Origin of the sequence: Glutamicibacter sp. NPDC087673, from assembly GCF_044743255.1 — a bacterium.
In the GTDB taxonomy this organism is placed as follows: domain Bacteria; phylum Actinomycetota; class Actinomycetes; order Actinomycetales; family Micrococcaceae; genus Glutamicibacter.
In genome coordinates this window covers 543,161-567,989 of record NZ_JBIUWB010000003.1, presented here as the reverse complement: position 1 = coordinate 567,989, position 24,829 = coordinate 543,161, and the positions used below count along the sequence as shown (strand labels likewise).

Genomic DNA, 24,829 nt, shown 5'->3' with positions numbered 1-24,829 from the left:
GCTACGGCGCGTTCACGAACTTCGGCAGGGTATTTCTTGGGCATGGTTGCTATCTTTCTCTCGAAAGACAGCGGCATCAAATCAGGGACGGTTCATGGTACTCAGTCGAAGAACTGCGAGAAGGGCATTTCGTCTCCGATGATCCCAGGAATGGTCAAGAGACCAGCTTTACTGCCACCAGAGTCATCGGTACCGAGCGCGACCAATTGTGGAATCAACTGGATCACGGAGTAATTCGATAAACCGTGAGTTGCACAGATTACTGTCCTGTTCAAGAAGCGTTATTGGGACGTTTTCCCTGCACCTTGCCGGGCAGATTGTTCTTCTAGGAGCACAAGGGCTTTTTCGCTCGCATTCCTGATCCGATTCAACGCACCAATGATGCTTATGCTCGCGAAGAGATTAACGAGAATTAGAACAACGAGAAACCAAGTGTTTTCCATGCTGCAACTCTTCCAGATCTCCCCACCGGCGTCTATCGAGGACGCTCAGCACTGCGGAGAGGCCCAATCAGGTCAAATCAGGCATGCATTCCAGTCGCCGAACGTTCAGCGGGATGCTTAGATCGGTAGGATTCCATATTCTCCCTTCATGATCACGGTTCGAGCAATGGGCTTGGCGGCAATGGCGTTTCCTCCCCGGTGGGCTCCTGCCCGTGCAACGGGCACATTCCGATTCCGCCTCCATAGTTGTACTCGACCCAGACCACTTCTTGGCGTTCATTCCTATTGGCTTCCGCCCACGCAAGAACGTCTTCCACGCACGCTGCGTTCTCGATCCGGTGCTCGCTGCTGTCGCAGTTTTCATTCCAGAAGTCCACGCGGTACACCGGAGTGAGGTTTTCTTCGCTGACATAGCGCGGATCAATGGGGGATATGTTCATGCAGGAATCCACTCACCGTCCCGCAAGTGGGTCGATGGCCGGTGGACAGATTCTGGGTGAACGCACGCATGAAGTTCAACGCCTGGCCGGTCCGCAAGCGGAACCCTGACCGGGGCAATACTGGCGAAACCACAGCGCCGCCCCAAGAAGGCGAGAGCCGTTAGGCTGTGGCGTGCTCGGCGGCACCGTCGAGCAGGGTCATAGCGCGGTAGATGGTGTGGTGGATGGGGACATGGACTCCGTGATGCTGCGCCAGTCGGACGACGGTGCCGTTTTGCTCCTCAAGTTCCGAGGACCGTCCTGCGGCCAGATCGCGTTGCATGGAGGCGGTGCTGTCCGGGCTGAAGGCGTCGAATTGTGCCATCATCCGGGCCACGTCCGATTCTCCCAGATTTGCCCCGGCATGGCCGGCGAGGGTAGCAACCTCTCGCATGGCGTCTTCGACCAGGGCGCGGGTTTGCGGGTTGGTGCGGGTTCGGCCAACCGGTTCGCGGCATAGTGCGCCGACTCCGCCGTAGGAGGTGATGAGCATGAATTTTCGCCACATGTCGGTGATGATGTCGGCCGAAACCGTGGTTGCGACTCCTGCTGCGTCCAGGGCGTTGGCCAGTTGCGCGGCCCGGGTTGTGGTTGTTCCGTCGAGTTCGCCCAGGGTGATGGCTGGTTGCCCGCCGACGTGGTGGACGGTGCCGGGTTGCTGGAGGTAGGAAATGATCATGGCGACCCCGCCCAGGGCGTGGCCCGGACCGACCGCTTCGGTGATGCGCTCGGAGGCCGTGACGCCGTTTTGCAGCGGCAAGACAGCGGTGTTCGGCCCGATCAAGGCGCGTGCCCCTCTCATGGCGGCGGCGACCTGGCCGGCTTTGCAGGCCAGGATGACCGCGTCGCACGTGCCGATGGATTCTGCCGTGGTGCTGACACTGGCCAGTAGGGTGGTGAAGCCGGGGCTCCCGTCCCCGGTGGTGATGGTGATCCCGTGGTCGGTGATTGGTGCGATGTGGCGTTCGGTGGCCAGTAGGTGCACTTCGGATCCGCTTTTGGCCAGGGCGGCGGCGAAGTATGCGCCGACGCCGCCGGCGCCGATGACTCCAATTTTCACGGTGTTGCTCCTACTTTTTCAGTTTGGGTGTGGTGGCCGATGTCTTGGTCTTGGTGGCACTGGTCTGGCAGGAAGGCGCCAGATGCCGCTTCGCAGTGCGGATGCTTACTATATTAATTTCCGTATTTGACGATTTGACCAGTAATGAAAGGGAAAAGGAAGTAGCAGGTCTTATTACGAGCATATGTATCGGGTTGTACCCATCCATATGCTCATGTGGGGAACGTCCAACGGGACGTTGCCTGGGATGGGAAGACTCTCGTTGAACTGATCCAGAACGGCTTGTTGCAGGCTGCGGTGATCTAAGTGACCAGGCAAGGTGAACGCGAATGAGAAGGCTTATTTATTTCCTAGGCATCGGTGAGACTCCATGATTGATCCGCTGATCGACATCGAACTTGAGATCATCGAAAACGGCGTAGACGACTGGGTCCTGTTCCTCCACATCATGGGGATCATCAACGAAGCCAAGGGCAATGTCCTGAGCGAGGACGAGGCCATTGCAGAGGCCACGGGTACTGTGTTGGCTCTGTGCTCCAAGGGGTATGCCCAGCTCGGCAGATACACCGGACCTACAAGTTTTGTTCCATGGCCCGACACCGGCGAAGAGCTCCGCGCTCGGATGGAGCACCAGCTGGAAAATCCGCCTCCTGGGGAAGGCCCTGTGGGTAATCTGATGTACATCATGCTCGATATCCTGCCTGGTGGGCAGAAAGCCAGAGACGAACAGTCCCAGTAAGCGAACGGTCTACGGGACGGTGTGGTCGCTTGAGGGTCAATGAAGAAATTTGGAGGCGGAGGGGCGGTTAATTTGCGTGAGCAGGTCAATACTTTGTCCTGTGGAGCGTCATTTGATCCATGAGCCCTCTATTCGCGCCGACGGCCCTCAGACCTTCGACGGGGGCGCCCCCTCCATCAACTAGCCCGCTAGCTCACCCATCAAACGGCAAGTCTGGAGCTATCAACCAGGCGCCCGCGGATGAAGAACATTAGGACTAGGCCTACAGCGATAACCACGACGTTACCGAGGCTGGCGATGCTGCCCAGGGCACTACCCGAGGGGTAGGTACCGAGAAGGAAGATGCTGGGGTCGGTACTAGCGTGGAGCAACACCGGCCAGATGAGGTTGCCGGTCACGCGCAGCGCGAAGTACATGAGGATACCGAACATGAAGGTATAACCGAGTTGAAGTAGCGTCGGTCCCAGAGCCTGACCGCTGAGAAGGTTGACCGAGTGAAGCAGCGCGAAAACCCCGGCAGAGACGAGCGCAACTGCGATCTCACCGTGGCCCGCCTTGCGCAACATGTTGACCACGAGTCCACGGGTGAGAACTTCCTCGGCGAAGCCGATCAACAGTCCGATGAGAATCCAAAGCGCCACGACAGTGAAGCCAGCCTTCGCGTAGTCCATCGATGCGAAGCGTAAGACGTTGAACAGCAGCACCGCGATGACGGCGATCCACATCCAGCGCCCACCTCGAATCGGCTGAGGGCCAAAAAGGTCCTTTAGCCACCCGACGGATGCAGCGAAGGCCACCAAAATCAGCCCGCCAATAGCAATCGGTACAAGGTATCCGAGCAGGAGATACTTCGGACTGTTGGGCTCGCCGATGTCACCCCCGACTACAACCCCTATCAAGAGGCTCGCTCCCTCATAGAGGGCGAGGTAGGCAACGGCCAGTCCTATTGCTTTCCACCAAGCTCCGTGGTTCCAGAACCGCGTCCATGGCGAATCAGCGGTCAGATCGGTCATTGGTGCTCCCAAGGTCAAGCGGCACGAAGTTGAGCCACATCCGTTACATTACTCGATCGAATGATCCCTGTTTCCAGGCAGTCTCCAGACGAAAAGTTGTTGGCTAAGTTCATCGCAGAACCACACATAGCCTCGAGAGCCCACCACACGAGGCTGTCCCGTAAGCCGGTCGCATACAGGAGCACACCACATGCTGACTTGAATTGCAGAACTTTCATGGATTCACAGGAAAGCCGGCCGTTTCGTATGCCCCTTCTGGTGTAGTGACAGGCGAGGGGCATGAAACGAAACGATCTGGCGGTACCTCAAGATGTTGAATGCTCGCAAGGAAAAAATTGCTGCCGGATGGCCTCGACACCGCGGATGACGCCACTAGGCGGAACGTTTGGCGAGGTTCGCGATGCAATTGCGTTGCGGATCAGTGATTGCGATGCCCCTGATTGACGGCGTGAACCGAATGATGAACTTTATCCGTTTTATCGCTCATGCAACACGGGGTATGCGCTCGCCGCTCATTGGCATCCACGAGATAGCTGCGATCTTCGGGAGGTGTTGCACACGTGGCAGGCGCAGGAGCGCGATGGTTCATGACGTTGCTCAAACGGCTTGAGCCGGAGACGGTCACCTGTTGGGTGAACGCCAGAGTTGAGTGCGGCAGGTTGGCAGCGCTCGGTGGATCCCGAACGGTTAGGTGATTCGCCAGCCAACGTATTCGACCATAGGGCCCGTCGATTCCAGTTCGGAACAGCAGGCTTCGGGGAGGTCCGGCATATGCCGGCGCTGAGGCAGCATGCCAGCGAGAAACTTGGGAGCCGGTCAGTCCATCCCGTGAGCGCGGGTTTCCAAGGGCAACCGGTACCTCGAATGGGTCGTCGTGGTCCGGTCTGGGTTCGCAGGGATGCCGGCTCACCGGTCGACATTTCGGGTGGATGCACGAGCACGCATAGCGCTCGTCGTGCGCCGGATCAGGGGTTTGGAGAATTAACTGTGAGTTGCGTCCATTCGTACACGTATTCGAAGTAGTTTTCGATTAGTATTGCCTCGTGGCTATTTCATCGCAGAGTAAAAGAACTGATCTGACTCGCCTGGTCGTCAAGGGTGCACGCGAGCATAACCTGAAAAACGTGGACATTGATCTCCCGCGTGACGCAATGATTGTCTTTACCGGCCTTTCCGGTTCGGGCAAGTCCTCCTTGGCCTTCGACACCATTTTTGCCGAAGGCCAGCGCCGCTACGTCGAATCGCTCTCTGCCTACGCCCGCATGTTCCTCGGCCAGGTGGACAAGCCCGATGTTGATTTCATCGAGGGCCTGTCGCCAGCGGTGTCCATCGACCAGAAGTCGACCAGCCGCAACCCGCGTTCCACCGTGGGCACGATTACCGAAGTGTACGACTACATGCGCCTGTTGTGGGCACGTGTGGGCCGTCCGCATTGCCCGATCTGCCACGAACCGATCTCCAAGCAGACTCCGCAGCAGATCGTCGACCAGCTGATGGAGCTACCGGAGAAAACCCGCTTCCAGATCCTCGCCCCGGTAGTGCGCTCGCGCAAGGGCGAATTCGTCGACCTGTTCGCGGAGCTCTCTTCCAAGGGCTTTGCCCGTGCCCGCGTCGATGGCACCACCATCCAGCTGAACGATCCGCCGAAGCTGGCCAAGCAGGTCAAGCACACCATTGAAGTGGTCGTCGACCGCCTGGCCATCAAGGAAGATGCCCGCCAGCGCTTGACCGACTCCATCGAAACGGCCCTGGGTATCGCCGAAGGCCGCGTGCTGGCCGACTTCGTGGACCTGGACGAGGATGATCCCCAGCGCGTGCGCGCGTTCTCCGAGAACCTGGCCTGCCCCAATGAGCATCCGCTGGCCATCGATGAGATCGAGCCGCGCACTTTCTCCTTCAACAACCCGTTCGGTGCCTGCTCGGCCTGTTCCGGCATCGGCACCAAGCTGGAAGTCGATGAGCACCTGATCGTTCCGGACGGCGAGGTCACCTTGGCCGAGGGCGCGATCGCCCCATGGTCGCTGGGCAAGGCCACCACCGAATACTGGAACCGCTTGATCGAAGGCCTGGGCCATGAGTTGGGCTTCACCATGGACACCCAGTGGCAGGAGCTGCCGGCTGCCGCCCGCGAAGCGATCCTGAATGGCAAGGACCACAAGGTGGTCGTGCAGTACAAGAACCGCTTCGGCCGCGAGCGCAAGTACTCCACCGGCTTCGAAGGCGTCATTTCCTACGTGCACCGCAAGCACCAGGAAACCGAATCGGATCACGCCCGCGACCGCTACGAGCAGTACATGCGCCAGATCCCGTGCCCTACCTGCGGCGGCGCACGCCTGAATCCGGCGTCGCTCTCGGTCTTGGTGGGCGGGCGTTCCATCGCTGAAGTTGCCGCCATGGATCTGCGCAGCGCCGCGGAATTCCTCTCCACGATCGTGCTCACCGCACGCGAGGCGCAGATCGCCGCGCAGGTGCTCAAGGAAATCGACGCGCGCATGAAGTTCCTGCTGGACGTCGGACTGGAGTACCTGACCCTGGAACGCGCTGCCGGCACCCTGTCCGGCGGCGAGGCGCAGCGCATTCGCCTGGCTACGCAGATTGGTTCGGGCTTGGTGGGCGTGCTCTACGTTCTGGACGAGCCGTCCATCGGCCTGCACCAGCGCGATAACCGCCGCCTGATCGACACCCTGCTGCACCTGCGATCGCTGGGCAACACCCTGATCGTGGTGGAGCACGACGAAGACACCATTGCCGAAGCCGACTGGATCGTGGACATCGGCCCGGGCGCCGGCGAGCACGGCGGCGAAGTGGTGCACTCCGGATCCCTGGAGGGCCTGAAGCAGAACACCAAGTCGCTGACCGGAGACTACCTTTCGGGCCGCAAGCAGATCGACATCCCGTCCAAGCGCCGCAAGATCGACAAGGAGCGCAAGCTCAAGGTGGTCGGTGCCAACGAGAACAACCTGCAGAATGTGTCGGTGGAGTTCCCGCTGGGCGTGCTGACCGCGGTGACCGGCGTGTCCGGCTCGGGCAAGTCCACCCTGGTCAACGACATCCTGTACAAGGTGCTGGCCAACAAGCTCAACGGCGCCAAGCAGGTGCCCGGCCGCCACACCCGCGTGCAGGGCCTGGAGCACCTGGACAAGGTGGTCCACGTGGACCAGTCGCCCATCGGCCGTACCCCGCGTTCGAACCCTGCGACCTACACCGGCGTGTTCGACCACATCCGCAAGCTGTTTGCGGAGACCAACGAGGCGAAGCTGCGCGGCTACCAGCCGGGCCGTTTCTCCTTCAACGTCAAGGGCGGACGCTGCGAATCCTGCTCGGGTGACGGCACGCTGAAGATCGAGATGAACTTCCTGCCGGACGTCTACGTGCCCTGCGAGGTCTGCCAGGGCGCCCGCTACAACCGCGAAACCCTGCAGGTGCTGTACAAGGGCAAGAACATTGCCGATGTGCTGGATATGCCGATTGCCGAAGGCGCCGAGTTCTTCAGTGCCTTCACCCCGATCGCCCGCCACCTGCGCACGCTGGTGGACGTGGGCCTGGGCTACGTGCGCCTGGGGCAGCCGGCAACCACCCTCTCCGGCGGCGAGGCCCAGCGCGTGAAGCTGGCTGCGGAACTGCAGAAGCGTTCCAATGGCCGCTCCATCTACGTCCTGGACGAGCCGACCACCGGTCTGCACTTCGAAGATATCCGCAAGCTGCTCAAGGTGCTGCAGGGATTGGTCGACAAGGGCAACACCGTGTTGACCATCGAGCACAACCTGGATGTCATCAAGTCGGCTGACTGGGTCATCGACCTCGGCCCGGAAGGCGGCTCAGGCGGCGGCACGATCCTGGCTGCCGGCACCCCGGAAAAGGTGGCCAAGGTGAGCGAATCGCACACCGGGAAGTTCCTCTCCGAGATCCTGTAATGCCTGGCGGAGAATGTTCGACATATGCGATTTCAGTTATGGATTGCTAACCCGCGTCCGCTTCATGGGAAGATGGCTAGGTGAATATGTCGGTAACAAGTGTGCTCTTCGATCTGGATGGGACCCTCGTGGACCCTGCCGGTGCCATAACCTCGGGTATCCGCCACGCGGTCACCTCCCATGGTTTGGCCGATCCGGGCGAAGCACGAGTTGAAGCGCTGGTAGGCCCGCCCCTCCAAATCGGGCTGCGTACGCTTGACGGCGTCTCCGACGGGAACATCGACTCCATCATCGCGGCCTACCGCGCCCGCTATGCCGAGGTGGGCATGGCCGAATCCGTGATCTACCCGGGCATTGCGGCGCTCCTGGACGCGTTGCGCGCGGCCGGGATCTACGTCGCAGTGACCACGGCCAAGCCCATCAACATTGCGCGCCAGCTCATTGCACGCAAGGGGCTGGATGAGCATCTCGATGCGATTCACGGCAACGCGGATGAGCACGGGAGCATGGGTTCGAGCAAGACGCACATTGTCGCTGAGGCTTTGGAGCACGGGCAGCTGGACCCGGCGAGCAGCGTCGTTGTGGGGGACCGCTACTACGATTGGGATGCCGCCCGCGAGAATTCGGTGGCTTCGGTCGGCGTCGCGTGGGGATTTGCCCAGGACGATGAACTGCAGCAGGCAGGCGCAACTGTGGCGACAACCCGGGACCTTGCTGAGCTCCTGCTCGGAGCACAGCTGGCAAACACGCTGAACCTCGACGATGACCTCATGCAGGAAGGTGCAAAGTAGATGAGCATCTACACCATGACCCGTTCGTCGATTCGGGGCGTCATCCACGGTGTATGCCGTGCGGAAGTGACCGGGCTTGAGAACGTTCCCAAGGAAGGCGGCTTCATTGTCGCCTCCAACCACCTGTCATTCTTCGACTCCTTGATCATTCAGGCGTTGACCCCGCGCGACGTGGCGTTCTTCGCCAAGGCGGAATACTTCACCACTCCGGGACTGAAGGGCAAGGTGATGAAGACCTTCTTCGAATCCGTGGGATCCATTCCGGTGCAGCGTGGCGAACAGGCAGCTTCGGTTGCCGCCCTCGATTCCCTGGTGGAAATCGTCGAAGGCGGCAAGGGCATCGGCATCTACCCCGAGGGCACTCGCTCGCGCGATGGCAAGTTGTACCGCGGACGCACCGGCGTGGGCTGGCTGGCGCTGACCACCGGTGTACCAGTGGTGCCGGTGGGCTTGATCGGCACGGAGAAGCTGCAGCCTGCTGGTTCCAAGGGTTTCCGTCCTGCCAAATTCCATATCCACTATGGCGAGCCGCTGTACTTCGACCAGCTCGGACGCAAGCACCCGTTGCCGCAGCGCCGCCAGGCCACGGACCGGATCGTCGATGCGATTGCCGAGCTTTCCGGCCAGGAACGCGTCGATTCCTACAACCAGCTGCCACCGGACGCGAAATAGACCATGGCTGATCCGGCAAGTTACCGTCCGAGAACTTCGGACATTCCCACGAAACCGGGCGTGTACCGTTTCCGCGATGAACACGGCCGTGTTATCTACGTTGGCAAGGCCAAGGTCCTGCGCAACCGCTTGACCTCCTACTTCGCCAATCCTGACCGGCTCACGCCCAAAACCCGGGCCATGGTATTCACCGCCGGCAGCGTGGAGTGGACCGTGGTGGGTTCCGAATTGGAAGCGCTGCAGCTGGAGTACTCCTGGATCAAGGAATACAATCCCCGGTTCAATATTGTCTTCCGTGATGACAAGACCTACCCGTACCTTGCTGTCACCTTGAACGAAAAGTACCCGCGCGCCCTGGTCATGCGCGGGGACAAGCGCAAGGGCGTGAAGTATTTCGGGCCGTTCTATCCGGCCAAGGCCATCCGGGAAACCCTCGATACGCTGTTGCGGGTCTTTCCTGTGCGCAGCTGTGCGCCGGGCGTATTCAAGCGTGCCGAAGCATCGGGTCGCCCTTGCCTCTTGGGGTACATCGACAAATGCTCGGCTCCCTGCGTGGGGCGGATCAGCGAAGAAGACCACCGTCAACTGGCTGATGACCTATGCACCTTCATGAGCGGCGAGGCTACTAAGTTCACCAAGGCCCTGACAGCCAAGATGCAAGAGGCGGTGGCCGAACTCGAATACGAGAAGGCCGCCCGCTATCGCGATGACATTGCCGCACTGAACAAAGTTTTTGAACGCAACGCCGTGGTCCTTGACGACCGTACCGAAGCTGATATCTTCGGCATTCATGGCGATGAATTGGAAGCCGCCGTGCAGGTATTCCATGTCCGCGACGGCCGTATCCGTTCGCAACGAGGCTGGGTCGTCGAAAAGGTTGCGGATACCACCGGCGCTGAATTCGTCGAGCAGCTTCTTACCCAGGTCTACGCAGATCACGCGGACCGGATTCCCAAGGAAATCCTGGTTCCGACTCTGCCCGAAGACATTGAGGATGTCACGACCTGGCTCACGGAGCTGCGCGGTTCCAAAGTCTCCTTGCGCGTCGCCCAACGCGGCGACAAAGCGGCATTGGCATCCACCGTCGTGGAGAACGCGGAACAAGCGCTGCGCCTGCACAAGTCGAAGCGAGCAGGTGATATCACCACGCGTTCGCTGGCCATGCAGGAACTGCAGGATGCACTGGGAGCCGAACAAGCACTGCTGCGCATCGAATGCTATGACGCGTCGCATACCCAAGGCACCAACGTGGTTGCTTCCATGGTGGTCTTTGAAGATGGATTGCCCAAGAAGAGCGAATATCGAAAGTTCTCCATCACCGGTGATGCAGCACGCGATGATACCGCCAGCATGTACGACGTGATCTACCGTCGCTTCAGCCGCTATCTGAAGGAGAAGATCGACCCCAAGAGCTTTGCAACCGGGGAAATGGATGAAGAAACCGGCGAGCAGGAAAAGAAGCGATTCTCCTACCCGCCATCTCTGGTGATCGTTGACGGCGGACCGCCCCAGGTGGCCGCGGCGCAGAAGGCCATGGACGATCTGGGAATCGATGACATTCCTGTGGTCGGCCTGGCTAAGCGCTTGGAAGAACTGTGGCTGCCCGACGATCCGTTCCCGGTGATCCTGCCGCGTGCCTCAGCTGCCCTGTATTTGGTGCAGCGGCTTCGCGACGAGGCGCACCGTTTTGCGATCAACTTCCACCGCGCCAAGCGTGCCAAATCCATGATCGCCTCGGATTTGGACGCGATCCCCGGGCTGGGCAAGTCCAAGCAGGCTGCCCTGCGCAAGCACTTCGGGTCGATGAAGAAGATCCGTGCGGCGAGCATCGAGGAGCTGATGGACGTGCCAGGAGTCGGTGAAAAACTTGCGACTTCCATCAAAGAGTCCCTAGAAGACGCTTCATTAACCGGTGTGAATATGACTACAGGCGAAATTGTCGACTAGCCTTGTGATATGACCGCTGAGTATGAAGCAGTAAAACCCCCTGAGTCCGAACTCGTGATCGTAACCGGCATGTCAGGTGCCGGTCGCACCACAGTCGCGCATGCTCTGGAAGACCAGGGCTGGTACGTAGTGGAGAACCTTCCACCGGCCATGCTTGGACCCTTGACGGAGATGATGAGCCGTTCGCAGGGCTCCATCCCGAAGATGGCTGTCGTGATGGACGTGCGCTCCAAGGAAATGTTCCCGGAAATCCGCGATGCCTTGGCGAACCTGACAGCCAGCGGGGTGAAGTTCCGCCTGGTCTACCTCGACGCCAGCGACGAGGTGCTGATCCGCCGCTTCGAGCAGGGTCGCCGGCCGCATCCGCTGCAGGATGACGGCCGCATTGTCGACGGCATCAAGCGCGAACGCGGAATCACCGATCAATTGCGTGAAGCTGCCGAAATCATCTTGGATTCCACGACCATGTCGGTGCACGACCTGGCACGTGCAGTCAACGAACTGTTCAGCGAATCCGGGCCGATCATCCTGCGCATCAACGTGATGAGCTTCGGGTTCAAGTACGGCCTGCCCGCCGATGCCAACTACGTGGCAGATGTCCGTTTCATTCCCAACCCCCATTGGGTACCCGAACTGCGCCCGCAGACAGGCAAGGACAAGGAAGTGTCGGACTATGTGCTGAGCCAGGAAGGCACGAGCGAGTTCATCGAGAACTACCTCAAGGCATTGGAACCGGTCTTTGAAGGCTACCGCCGCGAGAATAAGCACTACGCGACTATTGCCGTGGGCTGCACCGGCGGCAAGCACCGCTCGGTAGCAACCACCATTGAGCTGGGCCGGCGCCTGGCGCAGTTCCCGAACGTCAGGGTGAACATCAGCCACCGTGATCTGGGGCGTGAGTAGCCGCCATGGCCTTTGCTACAGGTCCGATCCCGATCCAGGGACTGACTCGAAGTGATGATTACCGCAACCCATCGGTGGTTGCCTTGGGCGGGGGACACGGGCTGTCCTCGTCGCTCTCTGCCCTGCGCCGTCTGACTACCGACCTCACCGCCGTCGTCACGGTGGCCGATGACGGTGGCAGTTCCGGGCGGCTTCGGGGATCCTTCGATGTGCTGCCCCCGGGAGACTTGCGCATGGCGCTGGCTGCGCTGTGCGACGACAATGACTGGGGCCGTACCTGGCGCGATGTCATGCAGTACCGCTTTGAATCGACCGAAAACGCCGACGAGCCATTGAACGGCCATGCCGTTGGCAATTTGCTGATCCTGGCGCTGTGGGAGTTGCTCGATAACCCGGTAGCTGGCCTGCGTTGGGCAGGGGCCCTGCTTGGCGCGCGCGGGCAGGTCCTGCCAATGAGCACGGTTCCGCTGTCCATCCATGGCGAGGTTCTTGAATCCGACCCGGTGAACGACACCTTGGTGCGTCGCCGAATCGATGGGCAGGCCAAGCTAGCTCGTGCCGGTTCCGGCGGCCTGGTTACCCACGTGTACCTGGAACCGTCCGATGCGCCGGCCTGCTCCGAAGCGCTGGAATCCATCGATCTGGCGGACTGGGTGATTCTCGGTCCCGGATCCTGGTACACCTCGGTGCTCCCGCATCTGCTGCTGCCGGATATGCGCCAGGCCCTGGCATCTACCACGGCCAAGAAGCTGCTGACCATGAACCTGGCCTTTGATACGGCAGAGACTTCCGGGATGGACGCCGCGGCGCACTTGGAGGTGCTGGGACGTTACGCACCCGAGGTCAAATTCGATGCAATTATTGCCGACGAATCAAAGATTCTTAACAGGGATCGATTTGAGCTGGCAGCGCAAAAACTCGGTGCGCGTGTCTTTTTTAGTACAGTAGGAGTATCTGACGGTCGTGCTGTGCACGACCCGTTGCGACTAGCGGCGGCCTATCACGAGGTGTTTACCGCGATCGGGTCTTAGGAAGATCCAAGTAAGGGAGTTTGATTCATGGCATTGACGGCTTCCGTCAAAGACGAGCTGTCGCGGGTAGAGATTCGCAAGCCATCGGTCCGCAAGGCCGAGGTTTCGACCATGCTCCGCTTCAGCGGCGGGCTGCACATCGTCTCCGGGCGAATTGTCATCGAAGCAGAAGTGGACCTCGCGGCGACGGCCCGGCGGTTGAAGATTGCTATCGGCGAGCTGTACGGCCACGATGCCGAAATCGTCATGGTTTCCGGATCGGGCATCCGCAAGGGGAGCCGCTACATTGTGCGTGTTTCCAAGGACGGCGAAGTGCTTGCACGCCAAACTGGCCTGCTTGACCAGCGCGGCCGGCCGGTACGCGGCCTGCCCTCGGTGATCGTCAACGGTTCTACCGCCGACGCTGAAGCTGTATGGCGCGGCGCATTCCTGTCCCACGGATCGTTGACCGAACCCGGGCGCAGCTCCGCTTTGGAAATCACCTGCCCTGGGCCAGAAGCCGCTTTGGCGCTGGTCGGTGCAGCTCGCCGCCTGGGACTGACGGTCAAGGCGCGTGAAGTGCGCGGTGTGGACCGCGTTGTGATCCGTGATGGCGATGCCATCGCCCAACTGCTGACCCGCATGGGCGCTCACGATGCGCTCATGGTCTGGGAAGAACGGCGCATGCGCAAGGAAGTGCGCGCGACGGCGAACCGCTTGGCGAACTTCGACGACGCCAACCTGCGCCGCAGCGCCCAGGCAGCGGTAGCTGCCGGTGCCCGCGTTGAGCGTGCACTGGGCATCTTGGGCGACGAGGTTCCCGAGCACTTGCGCTATGCGGGACTGCTGCGCCTTGAGCACAAGCAAGCCTCCTTGGATGAGCTCGGCCGCATGGCCGAACCGCCAATGACCAAGGACGCCATCGCTGGCCGAATCCGCCGCCTTTTGGCTATGGCGGATAAAAAGGCGAGCGATCTGGGAATACCAGGTACGGAGTCCAGCGTTCCAGGAGATGAACTGGAACATTAAAATGTCCCCGCGGGAGCCCTCCCGCGGAGATTCAACCAATTGAGAAGATTGAGGAGAATCATGGCTGTTTATTCACTGCCAGAACTGCAGTACGACTACGCCGCACTGGAGCCGAACATCTCGGCTCGCATCATGGAACTGCACCACTCCAAGCACCATGCAACCTACGTTGCTGGCGCAAACTCGGCACTGGAGCAGTTGGCTGAAGCTCGCGAAAAGGGCGAATTCGGCAACATCCCTAAGCTGTCCAAGGACCTGGCTTTCCACCTGGGTGGCCACACCAACCACTCGATCTTCTGGAACAACCTGTCCCCAGAGGGTGGCGACAAGCCTGAGGGCGAGCTGGCAGCGGCCATCGACGACTTCTTCGGTTCGTTCGACGCTTTCCGTGGCCACTTCACCGCTTCGGCCATGAGCCTGCAGGGCTCGGGCTGGGCAGTGCTGGCTTACGACGCACTGGGCGGCCAGCTGGTCATCGAGCAGCTGTACGACCAGCAGGGCAACATCCCAGTGGCAACCACCCCGCTGCTGATGCTGGACATGTGGGAGCACGCCTTCTACCTGGACTACGTCAACGTCAAGGCTGACTACGTCAAGGCATTCTGGAACATCGTGAACTGGGCAGATGTCCAGGCTCGTTTCGAAGCTGCCCGCAACGGCGCAGCAGCGCTGATCCTTCCAGGTAAGTAAGACTTATCTGGTAAGTTAGCTCACATTCTGCGCTAATGTAGCGTAGTATGTTTCAAGTGTGTTGCGGATCCCGGCAATTCGTTGGGATCCGCAAGCACGGCACAACGGAGTGTCCTCTTAAAGAAGGCCACCTCCGCTCGCGTGCGGTCGTGGCATCATCATCCCATTTAGAGGAGATAGTCACGTGACAACCCGTGTTGGAATCAATGGTTTCGGTCGTATCGGACGCAACTTCCTGCGTGCAGTTCTGGCCCATAAGGCAGACATTGAAATCGTCGCCGTCAATGACCTTGGTTCAATCGATTCGCTTGCTCACCTGGTGAAGTTCGATTCCGTGCTCGGCCCAGTGGGCGAGCCGGTATCCGTGGACGGCGATACCATCGTCGTCGGAGAACGCCGTATCAAGGTTCTGTCTGAGCGCGAGCCAGCCAACCTTCCATGGGGCGAATTGAACGTCGATGTCGTCATTGAATCGACCGGATTCTTCACCAACGCAGAAGACGCCAAGAAGCACGTAGCTGCTGGCGCAAAGAAGGTCATCATCTCGGCTCCTGCCAAGAATGAAGACATCACCATCGTGATGGGCGTCAACCAGGACAAGTACGATCCTGCAAACCACGCCATCATTTCGAACGCGTCATGCACCACCAACTGCCTGGCTCCAGTAGCCAAGGTGCTGAACGAAGAGTTCGGCATTGTTGATGGCCTGATGACCACCATTCACGCTTACACCGCAGACCAGCGCCTGCAGGATGCACCGCACAGCGACCCACGCCGTGCCCGCGCCGCGGCGCTGAACGTCATCCCGACCTCGACCGGTGCCGCAAAGGCCATCGGCGTGGTGCTCCCAGAGCTGAAGGGCAAGCTGCACGGTTACGCTATGCGCGTACCAGTTCCAACCGGTTCGGCCACCGACCTGACCGTGAACCTGGCCCGCACCGCAACTGTGGAAGAAATCAACGCAGCATTCGAGAAGGCAGCTGCCGAGGGTGCATTGAGCGGATACCTTGAGTACTCCACCGATCCACTGGTTTCTTCGGACATCGTGACCAACCCCCACTCGGCAGTTTTCGACTCCGGTCTGACCACCGTGATGGGCAACAGCGTGAAGGTCGTCGCGTGGTACGACAACGAGTGGGGCTACTCCTCGCGACTTGTTGACCTCGTTGAATTCGTGGGATCCAGCCTCTAGTCGATAACCTAGAGACATGTCTTCTCACACCATTGACGAATTGATCGCTGACAACGGCGTCCGCGGACGGTACGTTCTGGTCCGCAGTGACCTGAACGTACCGCTCGACGGTGCAACTGTGACCGATGATGGCCGCGTCCGCGCGTCGCTGCCAGTCATCGGCAAGCTGGCTGAAGCTGGCGCAAAGGTCATCGTAATGGCCCACTTGGGACGCCCCAAGGGCCAGTTCGATGCCAAGTACTCCATCGCTCCTGCGGCTAGCCGCCTGGACGAACTGGCTGACTTCGACGTCGCTGTTGCCGAAGACGTGGTGGGCGACTCCGCTCGCCAGTTGGCGGCAAACCTCGAAGAGGGCTCCGTGCTGGTTCTGGAGAACGTCCGCTTCGATGCTCGCGAAACCTCCAAGGATGATGCGCAGCGCGAAGAGTTCGCCAAGGAATTGGCTGCGCTGACCGGTCAGAACGGCGCTTACGTGAACGACGCTTTCGGTGCTGTGCACCGGAAGCACGCTTCGGTCTACGACATCGCCAGTCTGCTCCCTAGCTACCAGGGCGACCTGGTTGCTACCGAGGTCAAGGTCCTCAAGACCCTGACCGAGGCCCCGAAGCGCCCATACGTTGTGGTGCTCGGAGGGTCCAAGGTATCGGACAAGCTCGCTGTCATCGACAACCTACTGGGCAAGGCCGATCAGCTGCTGATCGGTGGCGGCATGGCCTTCACTTTCCTCAAGGCGCAGGGCTTCGCCATTGGCAGTTCGCTGCTTGAGGAAGACCAGATCGCGACCTGCCAGGAATACCTGCAGCGGGCCGAGAAGCTCGGCTGCGACATCATCGTGCCTAGCGACGTCGTAGTGGCAAGCAAGTTCGGTGCCGACGCAGAGCACGAGGTGCTGGCCGCAGACAAGATCGAAGAAGCCAGCTTCGGCTCCAACGGCCTTGGCCTGGACATCGGACCAAAGTCCGCTGAACTGTTCGCAAGCTACATCACCAGCGCAAATACCGTGTTCTGGAATGGCCCGATGGGCGTCTTCGAGATCCCTGCTTTCGCCGAAGGTACCCGTACCGTCGCGCAGGCTCTGGCGGACTCGGAAGCGTTCAGCGTCGTAGGCGGCGGCGATTCCGCTGCAGCCGTGCGCGCACTGGGCTTCTCGGAGGATGACTTCGGCCATATCTCCACCGGTGGCGGCGCTTCGCTGGAGTACCTCGAAGGCAAGACCCTGCCGGGTGTTGCTGCATTGGAAGGCTAATAATGACCATTTCGCAGAACGGCGCCTTTGTGCGCCAGCCGCTGATTGCCGGCAACTGGAAGATGAACATGGACCACGTCCAGGGCATCACCCTGGTGCAGAAGCTGGCGTGGACCCTGAAGGACCACGAGCACGATTACGATCGTGCCGGGGTCGCAGTGTTCCCTCCCTTCACCGACATCCGCGGCGTGCAGACGCTGACCCTGGGCGACAAACTGGATATCGTCTACGGTGCCCAGGATCTGTCCGCACAGGACTCAGGTGCGTACACTGGTGAAATTTCGGGGCAGTTCCTCAAGAAGCTCGGCTGCACCTACGTATTGGTAGGCCACTCCGAGCGTCGCGAGTACCACAATGAAACCAACCAGGTGATTGCCGCCAAGCTGGCTGCTGCCTACCGCCACGACCTGACCCCGATGCTCTGCGTCGGCGAAGGCCTGGAAGTACGCAAGGCCGGCGAGCATGTGGCATTCACCCTGGACCAGTTGGCTCAGTCGCTGGAAGGCGTAACCGCTGAGCAGGCCGCAAGCCTGGTCATCGCCTACGAACCAGTCTGGGCCATCGGTACGGGCGAAGTTGCCGGACCAGCTGACGCGCAGGAAATGTGCGCCGCAATTCGCGGTGCGCTGGCTGAACGCTTCGGTGCAGAGATTGCCGAGAAGACTCAACTGCTCTATGGCGGTAGTGTTAAGGCAGCAAATGCCGCATCGATCATGCGCGAACGCGATGTTGATGGCGTGTTGGTTGGCGGTGCCAGCCTGGATGCCGAGGAATTTGCTAATATTGTCAGGTTCGAGCATCATCTCGTCACCGACTGAATCTAACTAAGGAACCGTCGACTTGGATATTATCAAGATCATTTTGCAGGTATTGCTGGGCATTACAAGCGTCCTGCTGACCCTGCTGATTCTTTTGCACAAGGGCCGTGGTGGCGGTATGTCCGACATGTTCGGCGGCGGCATGACCAGCTCAATGGGATCTTCGGGTGTAGCCGAGCGCAACCTGAACCGCATCACCATTATTCTTGGTCTGATCTGGGGTGCCGTGATCATCGGCCTCGCTCTGGTCCTGCGATTCAGCATCGAAGCCTAGGCAGTACCCTTCCGTAGCAGTCAATAGGCGCCTTCCACATCATGTGGAAGGCGCCTATTGCGCGTCTCAGGCCAGTTGCCCGAACTTCTCGGTATCGGCAATCGATCCCAGCACGAGGATCTTGTCTCCGGTCTGCAGGACGGTGTTTCCGTCCGTGTTCTTCCATTCGCCGGCCGCATTGGTCGTGGCAGCGATGGTCACCCGGTATTTATTGCGTACCCCGGCATCACTGAGTTTCACACCGTGCAATGTGGCTGGTGCGCTCATTTTCACCATGGCATAGCCGGGATCGACTTCCAGGTAGTCCATCATGGATCCGCGCACCAGGTGGGCGACTCGCTTGCCCATGTCCTTCTCCGGGTAGACGATGTGGTGGATTCCGAGCTGCTCCAGGATCAGCCCGTGCCGATCGTCCTGCGCCTTGGCCCAGATCTGCGGGATCCCCATGCTGACCAAGAGCGAGCAGCACAGGATGGATGACTGCAGGTGGCTGCCTACGGCAACCACCACGCGGTCGAACTCGTGGATCGAGAGCTGTTCAAGGATTTCCCGGCTTGAGGCGTCGGCGCGAACCACCTGAGTCAATTCCCCATTCAGGGACTGGACGATGTTCTCGTGCACGTCAATGCCCAGGACATGGGTACCGGACTTCATCAGTTCCAGGGCCAGGGATTCGCCAAATCGCCCGAGCCCGATCACTGCAACGGAGTCCGCCTTAGACAGGCCCTTGGCGTCATTTCGAAAATTCAGTAGCTTAGCCAATTGAAGGCCTTTCCTTGGGGAGTTCGTAGAGCGCTTTTCGATCGCGCAGGGCCAGCGCGGAGCCCAGCGAGAGGACCCCGACGCGGCCCAGGTACATCAATGCAATGAGGATGCCCTTGGCAGGGTCCGGCAAATCCGGGGTAATGCCGGTGGACAGCCCGACGGTGCCAAATGCCGAGGTGGCTTCAAAGAGGCAGCGGTCCAGGGAATAGCCGGTCAGCAGCAGCAGGCCCATGGTGCCGACGAATACCGCCGCTACGCCCATCAGCGCCACCGTGATGGCCTGCCGGTGCACCGAGCGGGACAGGCGCTTGCCTAGGACATTGACGGCGGTCTCGCCGCGAAGTTCGGTCACGATGATGAACAGCAAGATCGCAGCCGTGGTGATCTTGATGCCGCCGGCGGTGCCGGCAGGCCCTCCGCCGATGAACATCAGCACATCCATGCCCAGCCAGGAGGCTGGATGCATCGCGCCGATATCGATGGAATTGAAGCCAGCGGTACGTGTCTGCACCGATTGGAAGAATCCAGCCAGGATCCGCTGGGCAGGTTCAAGCTCGCCCAGCGTCTTCGGATTGGACCATTCCATGGCGGTGATGAAGATGGTGCCGCCAAGCAGCAGCAATGCGGTCATGAGCAGGACCAGGCGAGTGTTCATCGTCCACTTCAGCGAATTCCGCCAGTGATGCCTGAGCTGGACCAGAACCGGGAAGCCCAAGCCGCCCAGGATGATGGCGATGCTGATAGGGATGCATAGCCACGGGTCCGCGACGAAATCCATCAGGTTATTCGAGTAGAGGGCGAATCCCGCGTTATTGAAGGAAGAGACCGCATGGAACAGGCCATGCCAGATCGCCCTGGCGGGTTCGTAGTCGTAGGCCAGCCAGAAGCGGAGGGCCAAGACGAGGGCCACTGCGGATTCGATGGCCAGTGACAGCTTGATGATCATCAATGCCGAGGTGCGCACGTCGGCGCCCGAAACGGCGGAGCTTTCGCGCTGGGTGGAGAGCCGGGTGAGGTAGCCGATGCGGCCCATGACCAGCATGCTCAGCAACGATGCGACGAGCATCAGGCCCAGGCCGCCGACCTGGATCAGGACCAGGATGACGATCTTGCCGAAGAGGGTGTAGTGGGTTGCCGTATCCAAGACAGTCAGGCCGGTGACGCACACCGCTGACGTCGCGGTGAAGATCCCGTCCACCAAGGATGTGAAGGTGCCTTGCGTGTTGGCCGCCGGTGAAGACAGGAGCAATCCGCCAATGAGGATTGCGCCGGCAAAGGCGACGGCTACTGCGCGTGCGGGTTTGGCCAGCACGCTGTGCTGCGCGGCGGACCGCGCATTGGGAAGATTCATGGAGATCGCAATGGTCGAAATAACGTCTCGCGAAACCGTGGGACGAGTAGTACGAATGAAATAATACGCTCGGAAAAGCCGGTGTCAATGGTGATTCCCGTCACCTGACGCGTGGTTGATGGCGGACCTGCGGGGGCGCGTGGTCCGATCTGCCGCAGCCGCGCCGCCGGTTAAAGCAGACCGGCAGCCACGCGGAAAACGCGTGGCTGCCGGTTGGACGCTGGTACTGCTAGGTACCGAGCAATTCCACGACCCGCTGTGCGGTACCCCAGGAAAGGGTGACCCCAGCCCCGCCGTGGCCGTAGGCCGCAATGACAGGCACCGCGTGCCCGTCGACGCGCTCCAGGCGGATCGTCTCGCGTGCCGGGCGCAGCCCCACCTTGTGCTCCAGGATCTCGCAGCCGGCCAGCTGGGGGACCAGGCCGATGGCACGGCGCAGCATGTCGGTGGCGGTCTGCGGGTCGACCTCGGCGTTGAAGTCGTTGGCCACGTCGGTACCGCCAACAATGATGTCATCGCGGCGCGGAATGATGTAGGTGACGCCCTGGGAATGCTCGTCATAGCAGAGCCAGTGGACCAACCCTGCGGTGTTTGCCAGGCGAATCACCTGGCCTCGGATGGGGTAGACAGTGCCGTCATCCCCGGTGAGTTCGCCGCCGCGCAGGCCCGTGGCCAATACGACGGTGTCGGCCTCTTCCTGCACCTCGTCGATGGATCCGATGGTGCGCTGGATGAACTTGACGCCCTTGCCCAAGGCTTGTTCATGCAGCCAGGAGAGGTAGAGAGGCATAGTGATCACCGGGACGGTGGCACGCATGCCGGCGGCGGCAATGCGCGGGATGTCTTCTGCCGGGGCTTCGGCGGCGTTGGCGACGATCTGTGCCCAAGAGCGGTCTTCCTCCGGGGACGCTTCCAGATTCAGGCCGCGGCGCAGGTCGATGCCGGTTTCCTTGATGCCGGAGAGCTCCTCGAAGCGTGCCAGCGAACGGGCGAGCAGCAGATCGGCGGCTGCGGAGTTCTCCGAGTGGTATGGGAACCAGATGGCTGCGGCCACCGCGGAGACGGTCTGCAGCGGCAGCTGGTCGGCGATGACGGTGACCTGGTGGCCGGCGGCAGCCAGCTCATGGGCGGTGGAGAGCCCGATGACGCCGGCGCCGATCACCGTGACCTTGCGGGATGGCTGCGCGGCATCGGGCAGCGGGGCGGAATGCATGGGAACCTTTCGGGCAGGTGGCGAGGGGAAAGCAAAGGCCGGTGCCGTGATCCTGGAGTGCAGGATCGCGGCACCGGCGATGCGGTGCAGGCTAGAGCAAGGTGGCCGCGGCGCGGTCGATGATCCAGCGGGTCGCTTGGGTGCCGTGCACGGCGGAGGCCGGGACAGCGGTCTCGTTGACCTCGTGCTGGGCCTTGGCCAGCGCCGGCGCCTTGTCGGCACCGGCCACGATCAGCCAGACCTCCTTGGCGGTGTTGATGGTGCCCATGGTGAGCGTGACGCGGTGCGCAGGCGGCTTGGGGGAGTCGTGGACCGCGATGACTCCTGGCTCATCGGACCGGGTGTGGTTCGGGAAGAGCGAGGCGACATGCGAGTCCGGGCCCATGCCCAGCATCAGCACATCGAACGCGGGGTTCAAGGCGCTGTCTTCGGCTTCCCCGGCCAGTTCCTCGGCGTAGGCCGCGGCGGCCTGCTCGGCGGACTCGTACTTGTCGCTGGCGCCCATGGCGTGCACGGTGGCGCGGTCCAGGCCCAATTCATCCAGCGCGTCGAACAGGGCTGCGGCCTGCAGCACGTTGCGATCTGCTGAATCGGTGGCGACAAAGCGCTCGTCGCCCCACCAGAAGTGCACCTGCGACCAGTTGACCGAGGCCTTGGCGGGGTTGGCCGCGACGGCTTCCAGGGCGGCGATGCCCAGCGAACCGCCGGTCACCACCACGTGGGCAACTCCGCGGGCGGCCAGTGCATCGGCGATCGCGGTGATCAGCCGGGCCGCAATGGCGTGGGCGGTAGCTTCCGGGTTCTCATGGATCAGTATTTGCCTAGCGATCACTGGATCTGATGCTCCTCAGGTTGGTCAGGTTCAGGCCCTTGGTGATGACCTCGCCGAAGACGTCATCGGCGTCCAGGCGGCGCATCTCTTCGGCCAGGCATTCGGCCACCGAACGCCGTGGCAGGGAGATGCGTTGCGGGGCCGATCCGGGCAGGTAAAGGTGGGCTACCGCGCCGGAAGGGCGCGAAAGCTCCACGTCGCCGGCTTCGCGTGCCAGCCGGACGCTGGAGAGCCCGCCATTGGACTTGTCCGCGGCGATGGTCACCGGGACGTCCAGGCACAGGGTCAGCCAGGCGGCCAGCAAGGTGGTGGACGGGGAATTATCCGAGCCCTTCACGGTGATGCCCGAGAGCCCCTCGGTGCCGATCAGGTCGATGATGCTCGCCAGCTGGGCACGCCACAGGGTCAGCCGCGTCCAGGCGAGGTCGGTGTCGCCGGCCTGGTAGGTCTCGATGCGGCTGAACAGCGCGGCGGTGGGGTCTTCGGTTTCCGCCGAATCGGTGATGCGGCGGTGCGCCAGCTTGCCCAGCGCGGTGCCGGCCGGATCCTGCGGCACGCCATGCGGCCACCAGGCCACGATCGGCGCATCGGGCAGCAGCAGTGCGGAGATCAGCGCCTCGTCGGCCACGACATCCGGGCCGTAGGTGCGCATCACGATCACCTCGGAGGCGCCGGCGTCCCCGCCCACGCGGATTTGCACGTCCAGTCGGTTGGCCTCGGACTTGTTGCCGCGGACCACCACGATGATCCGGCAGGGGTGCTCGCGGCTGGCCAGGTTGGCCGCCTCGATCGCGTTCTCGGCGAACCCCTCGCGGGTGATGACCACCAGGGTCATCACGCGGGAGAGCGCTACCACGCCGTGGGTGCGGCGCGAGGAGATCAGCTTCTTGGCCACCTTGGAGGTGGTGGTGTTGGGAAGATCGATCATCATGGTCGTCTCCAGGTCCTTCCATCCTTGGCCATCAGCTCATCGCTGCTTTCGGGTCCCCAGGAGCCCGGAGCGTAGGGATCGGGCTGGGTGGGCTGCGAGGCCCAGAACTCCTCGAAAGGATCCAGGATGCGCCAGGACTGCTCGACTTCCTCATGGCGCGGGAACAGCGGCGGCTCACCGAGCAGCACATCGAGGATCAGCCGCTCGTAGGCCTCGGGCGAGGATTCGGTGAAGGCGTTGCCGTAGCCGAAGTCCATGGTCACATCGCGGATCTCCATCTGGGTGCCGGGCACCTTGGAGGAGAAGCGGATGGTCGCGCCTTCATCGGGCTGCACGCGGATCACGAACGCGTTCTGGCCGAATTCGTCGTCCTTGTGGTCGGTGAACAGCAGGTTCGGCGCCTTCTTGAAGACCACCGCAATTTCGGTGACGCGGCGGCCCAGGCGCTTGCCGGCACGCAGGTAGAACGGCACCCCGGACCAGCGGCGGGTATTGATGTTCAGGCGCACCGCCGCGTAGGTCTCGGTTTTGGACTTCGGGTTGAAGCCCTCCTCGTCGAGGAAGCCGACGACCTCCTCGGCGCCCTGCCAGCCAGAGGTGTACTGGCCTCGGGCACTGGCCGCGCCCAGGTCCTCGGGCAGCTGGACGGCGGTGAGCACCTTCTCCTTTTCGCTGCGCAGGTGGTCCGCGTCGAAGGAAATGGGTTCCTCCATGGCGGTCAGCGCCAGCAGCTGGAGCAGGTGGTTCTGGATGACGTCGCGGGCCGCGCCCACACCGTCGTAGTAGCTGGCGCGGCCGCCAATGCCGATGTCCTCGGCCATGGTGATCTGCACGTGGTCCACGTACTTGTTGTTCCACAGCGGCTCGAACATCTGGTTGCCGAAACGCAGAGCCAGCAGGTTCTGCACGGTTTCCTTGCCCAGATAGTGGTCGATGCGGAACACCGCGTCCGGCGGGAACACGGACTCCACGATCTCGTTCAGTTCGCGGGCGCTCTGCAGGTCGTGGCCGAAGGGCTTCTCGATGACCACGCGTTCCCAGCCAGGGTTCTTGTCCTTGGCCAGCTTGTGCTCGGAGAGCTTCTGGCAGACAACCTCGAACCAGCTCGGCGGGATCGAGAGGTAGAAGGCGTGGTTGCGCCCGGTGGACCGGGATTCGGCCAGTTCGTCCAGGGTCGCGGCCAGCTTCTCGTAGGCGCCATCATCGTCGAAGGCGCCGGAGATGAAGCGCATGCCGGCGGCCAGCTGGGCGAACACGGTTTCGTTGAAGGGGGTGCGGGCGCTGGCGAGGATCCATTCGCGGGCCTGGTCGGCGAAGTCCTGTGCCGTCCAGTCGCGGCGGCCGAAGCCGACAATCGCAAAATTCGGGGGAAGCAGTCCGCGGTTAGCCAGGTCGTAGACCGCTGGCATGAGTTTCTTGCGGGCAAGGTCGCCGGTGATTCCGAAGAACACCAGCGCGCCCGGACCGGCAATGCGGTTAAGCCGCCGGTCGCGGGCGTCGCGTAGTGGGTTGCTCAT

General features: G+C 61.4%; 23 protein-coding genes. 14 read left to right on the top strand and 9 right to left on the bottom strand.

The window, feature by feature from the left end:
- Window positions 1-242: hypothetical protein (locus ACIOTL_RS10225; protein WP_400342471.1), on the top strand; the 242-nt coding region annotated here is incomplete at its 5' end.
- 353 nt (window positions 243-595) lie between these two features.
- Here the strand turns inward: ACIOTL_RS10225 and ACIOTL_RS10220 are convergent.
- Together ACIOTL_RS10220 and ACIOTL_RS10215 are read right to left on the bottom strand one after the other, a co-directional pair.
- Window positions 596-883, bottom strand: a complete 288-nt coding sequence (locus ACIOTL_RS10220; RefSeq protein ID WP_388022298.1) for a hypothetical protein — start codon at window positions 881-883, stop codon at window positions 596-598.
- 160 nt (window positions 884-1,043) lie between these two features.
- Window positions 1,044-1,982, bottom strand: a complete 939-nt coding sequence (locus ACIOTL_RS10215) for a ketopantoate reductase family protein (protein WP_400342470.1) — start codon at window positions 1,980-1,982, stop codon at window positions 1,044-1,046.
- A 370-nt stretch (window positions 1,983-2,352) separates the two neighbouring features.
- Here ACIOTL_RS10215 and ACIOTL_RS10210 point away from each other — a divergent pair, with 370 nt between their 5' ends.
- On the top strand, window positions 2,353-2,721 hold the full coding sequence (locus tag ACIOTL_RS10210; RefSeq protein WP_388022294.1) for a hypothetical protein: 369 nt from the start codon (window positions 2,353-2,355) through the stop codon (window positions 2,719-2,721).
- 200 nt (window positions 2,722-2,921) lie between these two features.
- On the opposite strand, the gene ACIOTL_RS10205 is transcribed toward ACIOTL_RS10210, so the two are convergent.
- Window positions 2,922-3,734 (bottom strand): lysostaphin resistance A-like protein, encoded by an 813-nt coding sequence (locus ACIOTL_RS10205; RefSeq protein WP_400342469.1) that lies wholly within the window; start codon window positions 3,732-3,734, stop codon window positions 2,922-2,924.
- A 1,043-nt stretch (window positions 3,735-4,777) separates the two neighbouring features.
- On the opposite strand from ACIOTL_RS10205, the gene uvrA reads away from it, so the two are divergent.
- The 12 genes from uvrA (at window position 4,778) to secG (ending at window position 18,220) form a co-directional block, all read left to right on the top strand.
- A complete protein-coding gene (gene uvrA, locus ACIOTL_RS10200; RefSeq protein ID WP_286134096.1) occupies window positions 4,778-7,648 on the top strand; it encodes an excinuclease ABC subunit UvrA in 2,871 nt (956 codons plus the stop codon).
- 86 nt (window positions 7,649-7,734) lie between these two features.
- A complete protein-coding gene (locus ACIOTL_RS10195; RefSeq protein WP_400342468.1) occupies window positions 7,735-8,439 on the top strand; it encodes an HAD hydrolase-like protein in 705 nt (234 codons plus the stop codon).
- Entirely contained in the window at window positions 8,440-9,111 is a 672-nt protein-coding gene (locus tag ACIOTL_RS10190; RefSeq protein ID WP_105656671.1) for a 1-acyl-sn-glycerol-3-phosphate acyltransferase, read from the top strand.
- Window positions 9,112-9,114: 3 nt separating this feature from the next.
- Window positions 9,115-11,058 carry an excinuclease ABC subunit UvrC gene (uvrC, locus tag ACIOTL_RS10185; RefSeq protein WP_400342467.1) on the top strand — a complete coding sequence of 648 codons (1,944 nt, stop codon included), beginning with the start codon at window positions 9,115-9,117 and terminating at the stop codon, window positions 11,056-11,058.
- 9 nt (window positions 11,059-11,067) lie between these two features.
- Entirely contained in the window at window positions 11,068-11,961 is an 894-nt protein-coding gene (rapZ, locus tag ACIOTL_RS10180; RefSeq protein WP_105656669.1) for an RNase adapter RapZ, read from the top strand.
- A 5-nt stretch (window positions 11,962-11,966) separates the two neighbouring features.
- Window positions 11,967-12,992 (top strand): uridine diphosphate-N-acetylglucosamine-binding protein YvcK, encoded by a 1,026-nt coding sequence (yvcK, locus tag ACIOTL_RS10175; RefSeq protein WP_105656668.1) that lies wholly within the window; start codon window positions 11,967-11,969, stop codon window positions 12,990-12,992.
- Window positions 12,993-13,019: 27 nt separating this feature from the next.
- Entirely contained in the window at window positions 13,020-14,000 is a 981-nt protein-coding gene (whiA, locus tag ACIOTL_RS10170) for a DNA-binding protein WhiA (RefSeq protein WP_105656667.1), read from the top strand.
- Between the two features lie 60 nt (window positions 14,001-14,060).
- Window positions 14,061-14,690 carry a superoxide dismutase gene (locus ACIOTL_RS10165; protein WP_105656666.1) on the top strand — a complete coding sequence of 210 codons (630 nt, stop codon included), beginning with the start codon at window positions 14,061-14,063 and terminating at the stop codon, window positions 14,688-14,690.
- A gap of 184 nt (window positions 14,691-14,874) precedes the next feature.
- Window positions 14,875-15,882, top strand: coding sequence for a type I glyceraldehyde-3-phosphate dehydrogenase (gene gap / locus ACIOTL_RS10160; RefSeq protein ID WP_105656665.1), 1,008 nt, complete (start codon window positions 14,875-14,877; stop codon window positions 15,880-15,882).
- A 16-nt stretch (window positions 15,883-15,898) separates the two neighbouring features.
- Entirely contained in the window at window positions 15,899-17,128 is a 1,230-nt protein-coding gene (locus ACIOTL_RS10155) for a phosphoglycerate kinase (protein WP_400342466.1), read from the top strand.
- 2 nt (window positions 17,129-17,130) lie between these two features.
- Window positions 17,131-17,946 (top strand): triose-phosphate isomerase, encoded by an 816-nt coding sequence (gene tpiA / locus ACIOTL_RS10150; protein ID WP_400342465.1) that lies wholly within the window; start codon window positions 17,131-17,133, stop codon window positions 17,944-17,946.
- A gap of 22 nt (window positions 17,947-17,968) precedes the next feature.
- Window positions 17,969-18,220 carry a preprotein translocase subunit SecG gene (secG, locus tag ACIOTL_RS10145; RefSeq protein ID WP_105656662.1) on the top strand — a complete coding sequence of 84 codons (252 nt, stop codon included), beginning with the start codon at window positions 17,969-17,971 and terminating at the stop codon, window positions 18,218-18,220.
- Between the two features lie 66 nt (window positions 18,221-18,286).
- Here secG and ACIOTL_RS10140 read toward each other — a convergent pair whose 3' ends face one another.
- The 6 genes from ACIOTL_RS10140 to zwf all read right to left on the bottom strand — a co-directional run bounded on the left by ACIOTL_RS10140 (window position 18,287) and on the right by zwf (window position 24,829).
- A complete protein-coding gene (locus tag ACIOTL_RS10140) occupies window positions 18,287-18,982 on the bottom strand; it encodes a TrkA family potassium uptake protein (protein WP_181148794.1) in 696 nt (231 codons plus the stop codon).
- A complete protein-coding gene (locus ACIOTL_RS10135; RefSeq protein WP_400342464.1) occupies window positions 18,975-20,336 on the bottom strand; it encodes a TrkH family potassium uptake protein in 1,362 nt (453 codons plus the stop codon). Before ACIOTL_RS10135 ends, ACIOTL_RS10140 begins: the two co-directional genes overlap by 8 nt.
- 229 nt (window positions 20,337-20,565) lie before the next feature.
- Window positions 20,566-21,549 (bottom strand): NAD(P)/FAD-dependent oxidoreductase, encoded by a 984-nt coding sequence (locus tag ACIOTL_RS10130; RefSeq protein WP_400342463.1) that lies wholly within the window; start codon window positions 21,547-21,549, stop codon window positions 20,566-20,568.
- Window positions 21,550-21,640: 91 nt separating this feature from the next.
- A complete protein-coding gene (gene pgl, locus ACIOTL_RS10125) occupies window positions 21,641-22,381 on the bottom strand; it encodes a 6-phosphogluconolactonase (RefSeq protein WP_105656659.1) in 741 nt (246 codons plus the stop codon).
- The gene (locus ACIOTL_RS10120) at window positions 22,371-23,312 is read right to left on the bottom strand and encodes a glucose-6-phosphate dehydrogenase assembly protein OpcA (protein ID WP_105656658.1); all 942 of its coding nucleotides are present in this window, start codon (window positions 23,310-23,312) and stop codon (window positions 22,371-22,373) included. Before ACIOTL_RS10120 ends, pgl begins: the two co-directional genes overlap by 11 nt.
- Window positions 23,309-24,829 carry a glucose-6-phosphate dehydrogenase gene (gene zwf / locus ACIOTL_RS10115; RefSeq protein WP_105656657.1) on the bottom strand — a complete coding sequence of 507 codons (1,521 nt, stop codon included), beginning with the start codon at window positions 24,827-24,829 and terminating at the stop codon, window positions 23,309-23,311. Before zwf ends, ACIOTL_RS10120 begins: the two co-directional genes overlap by 4 nt.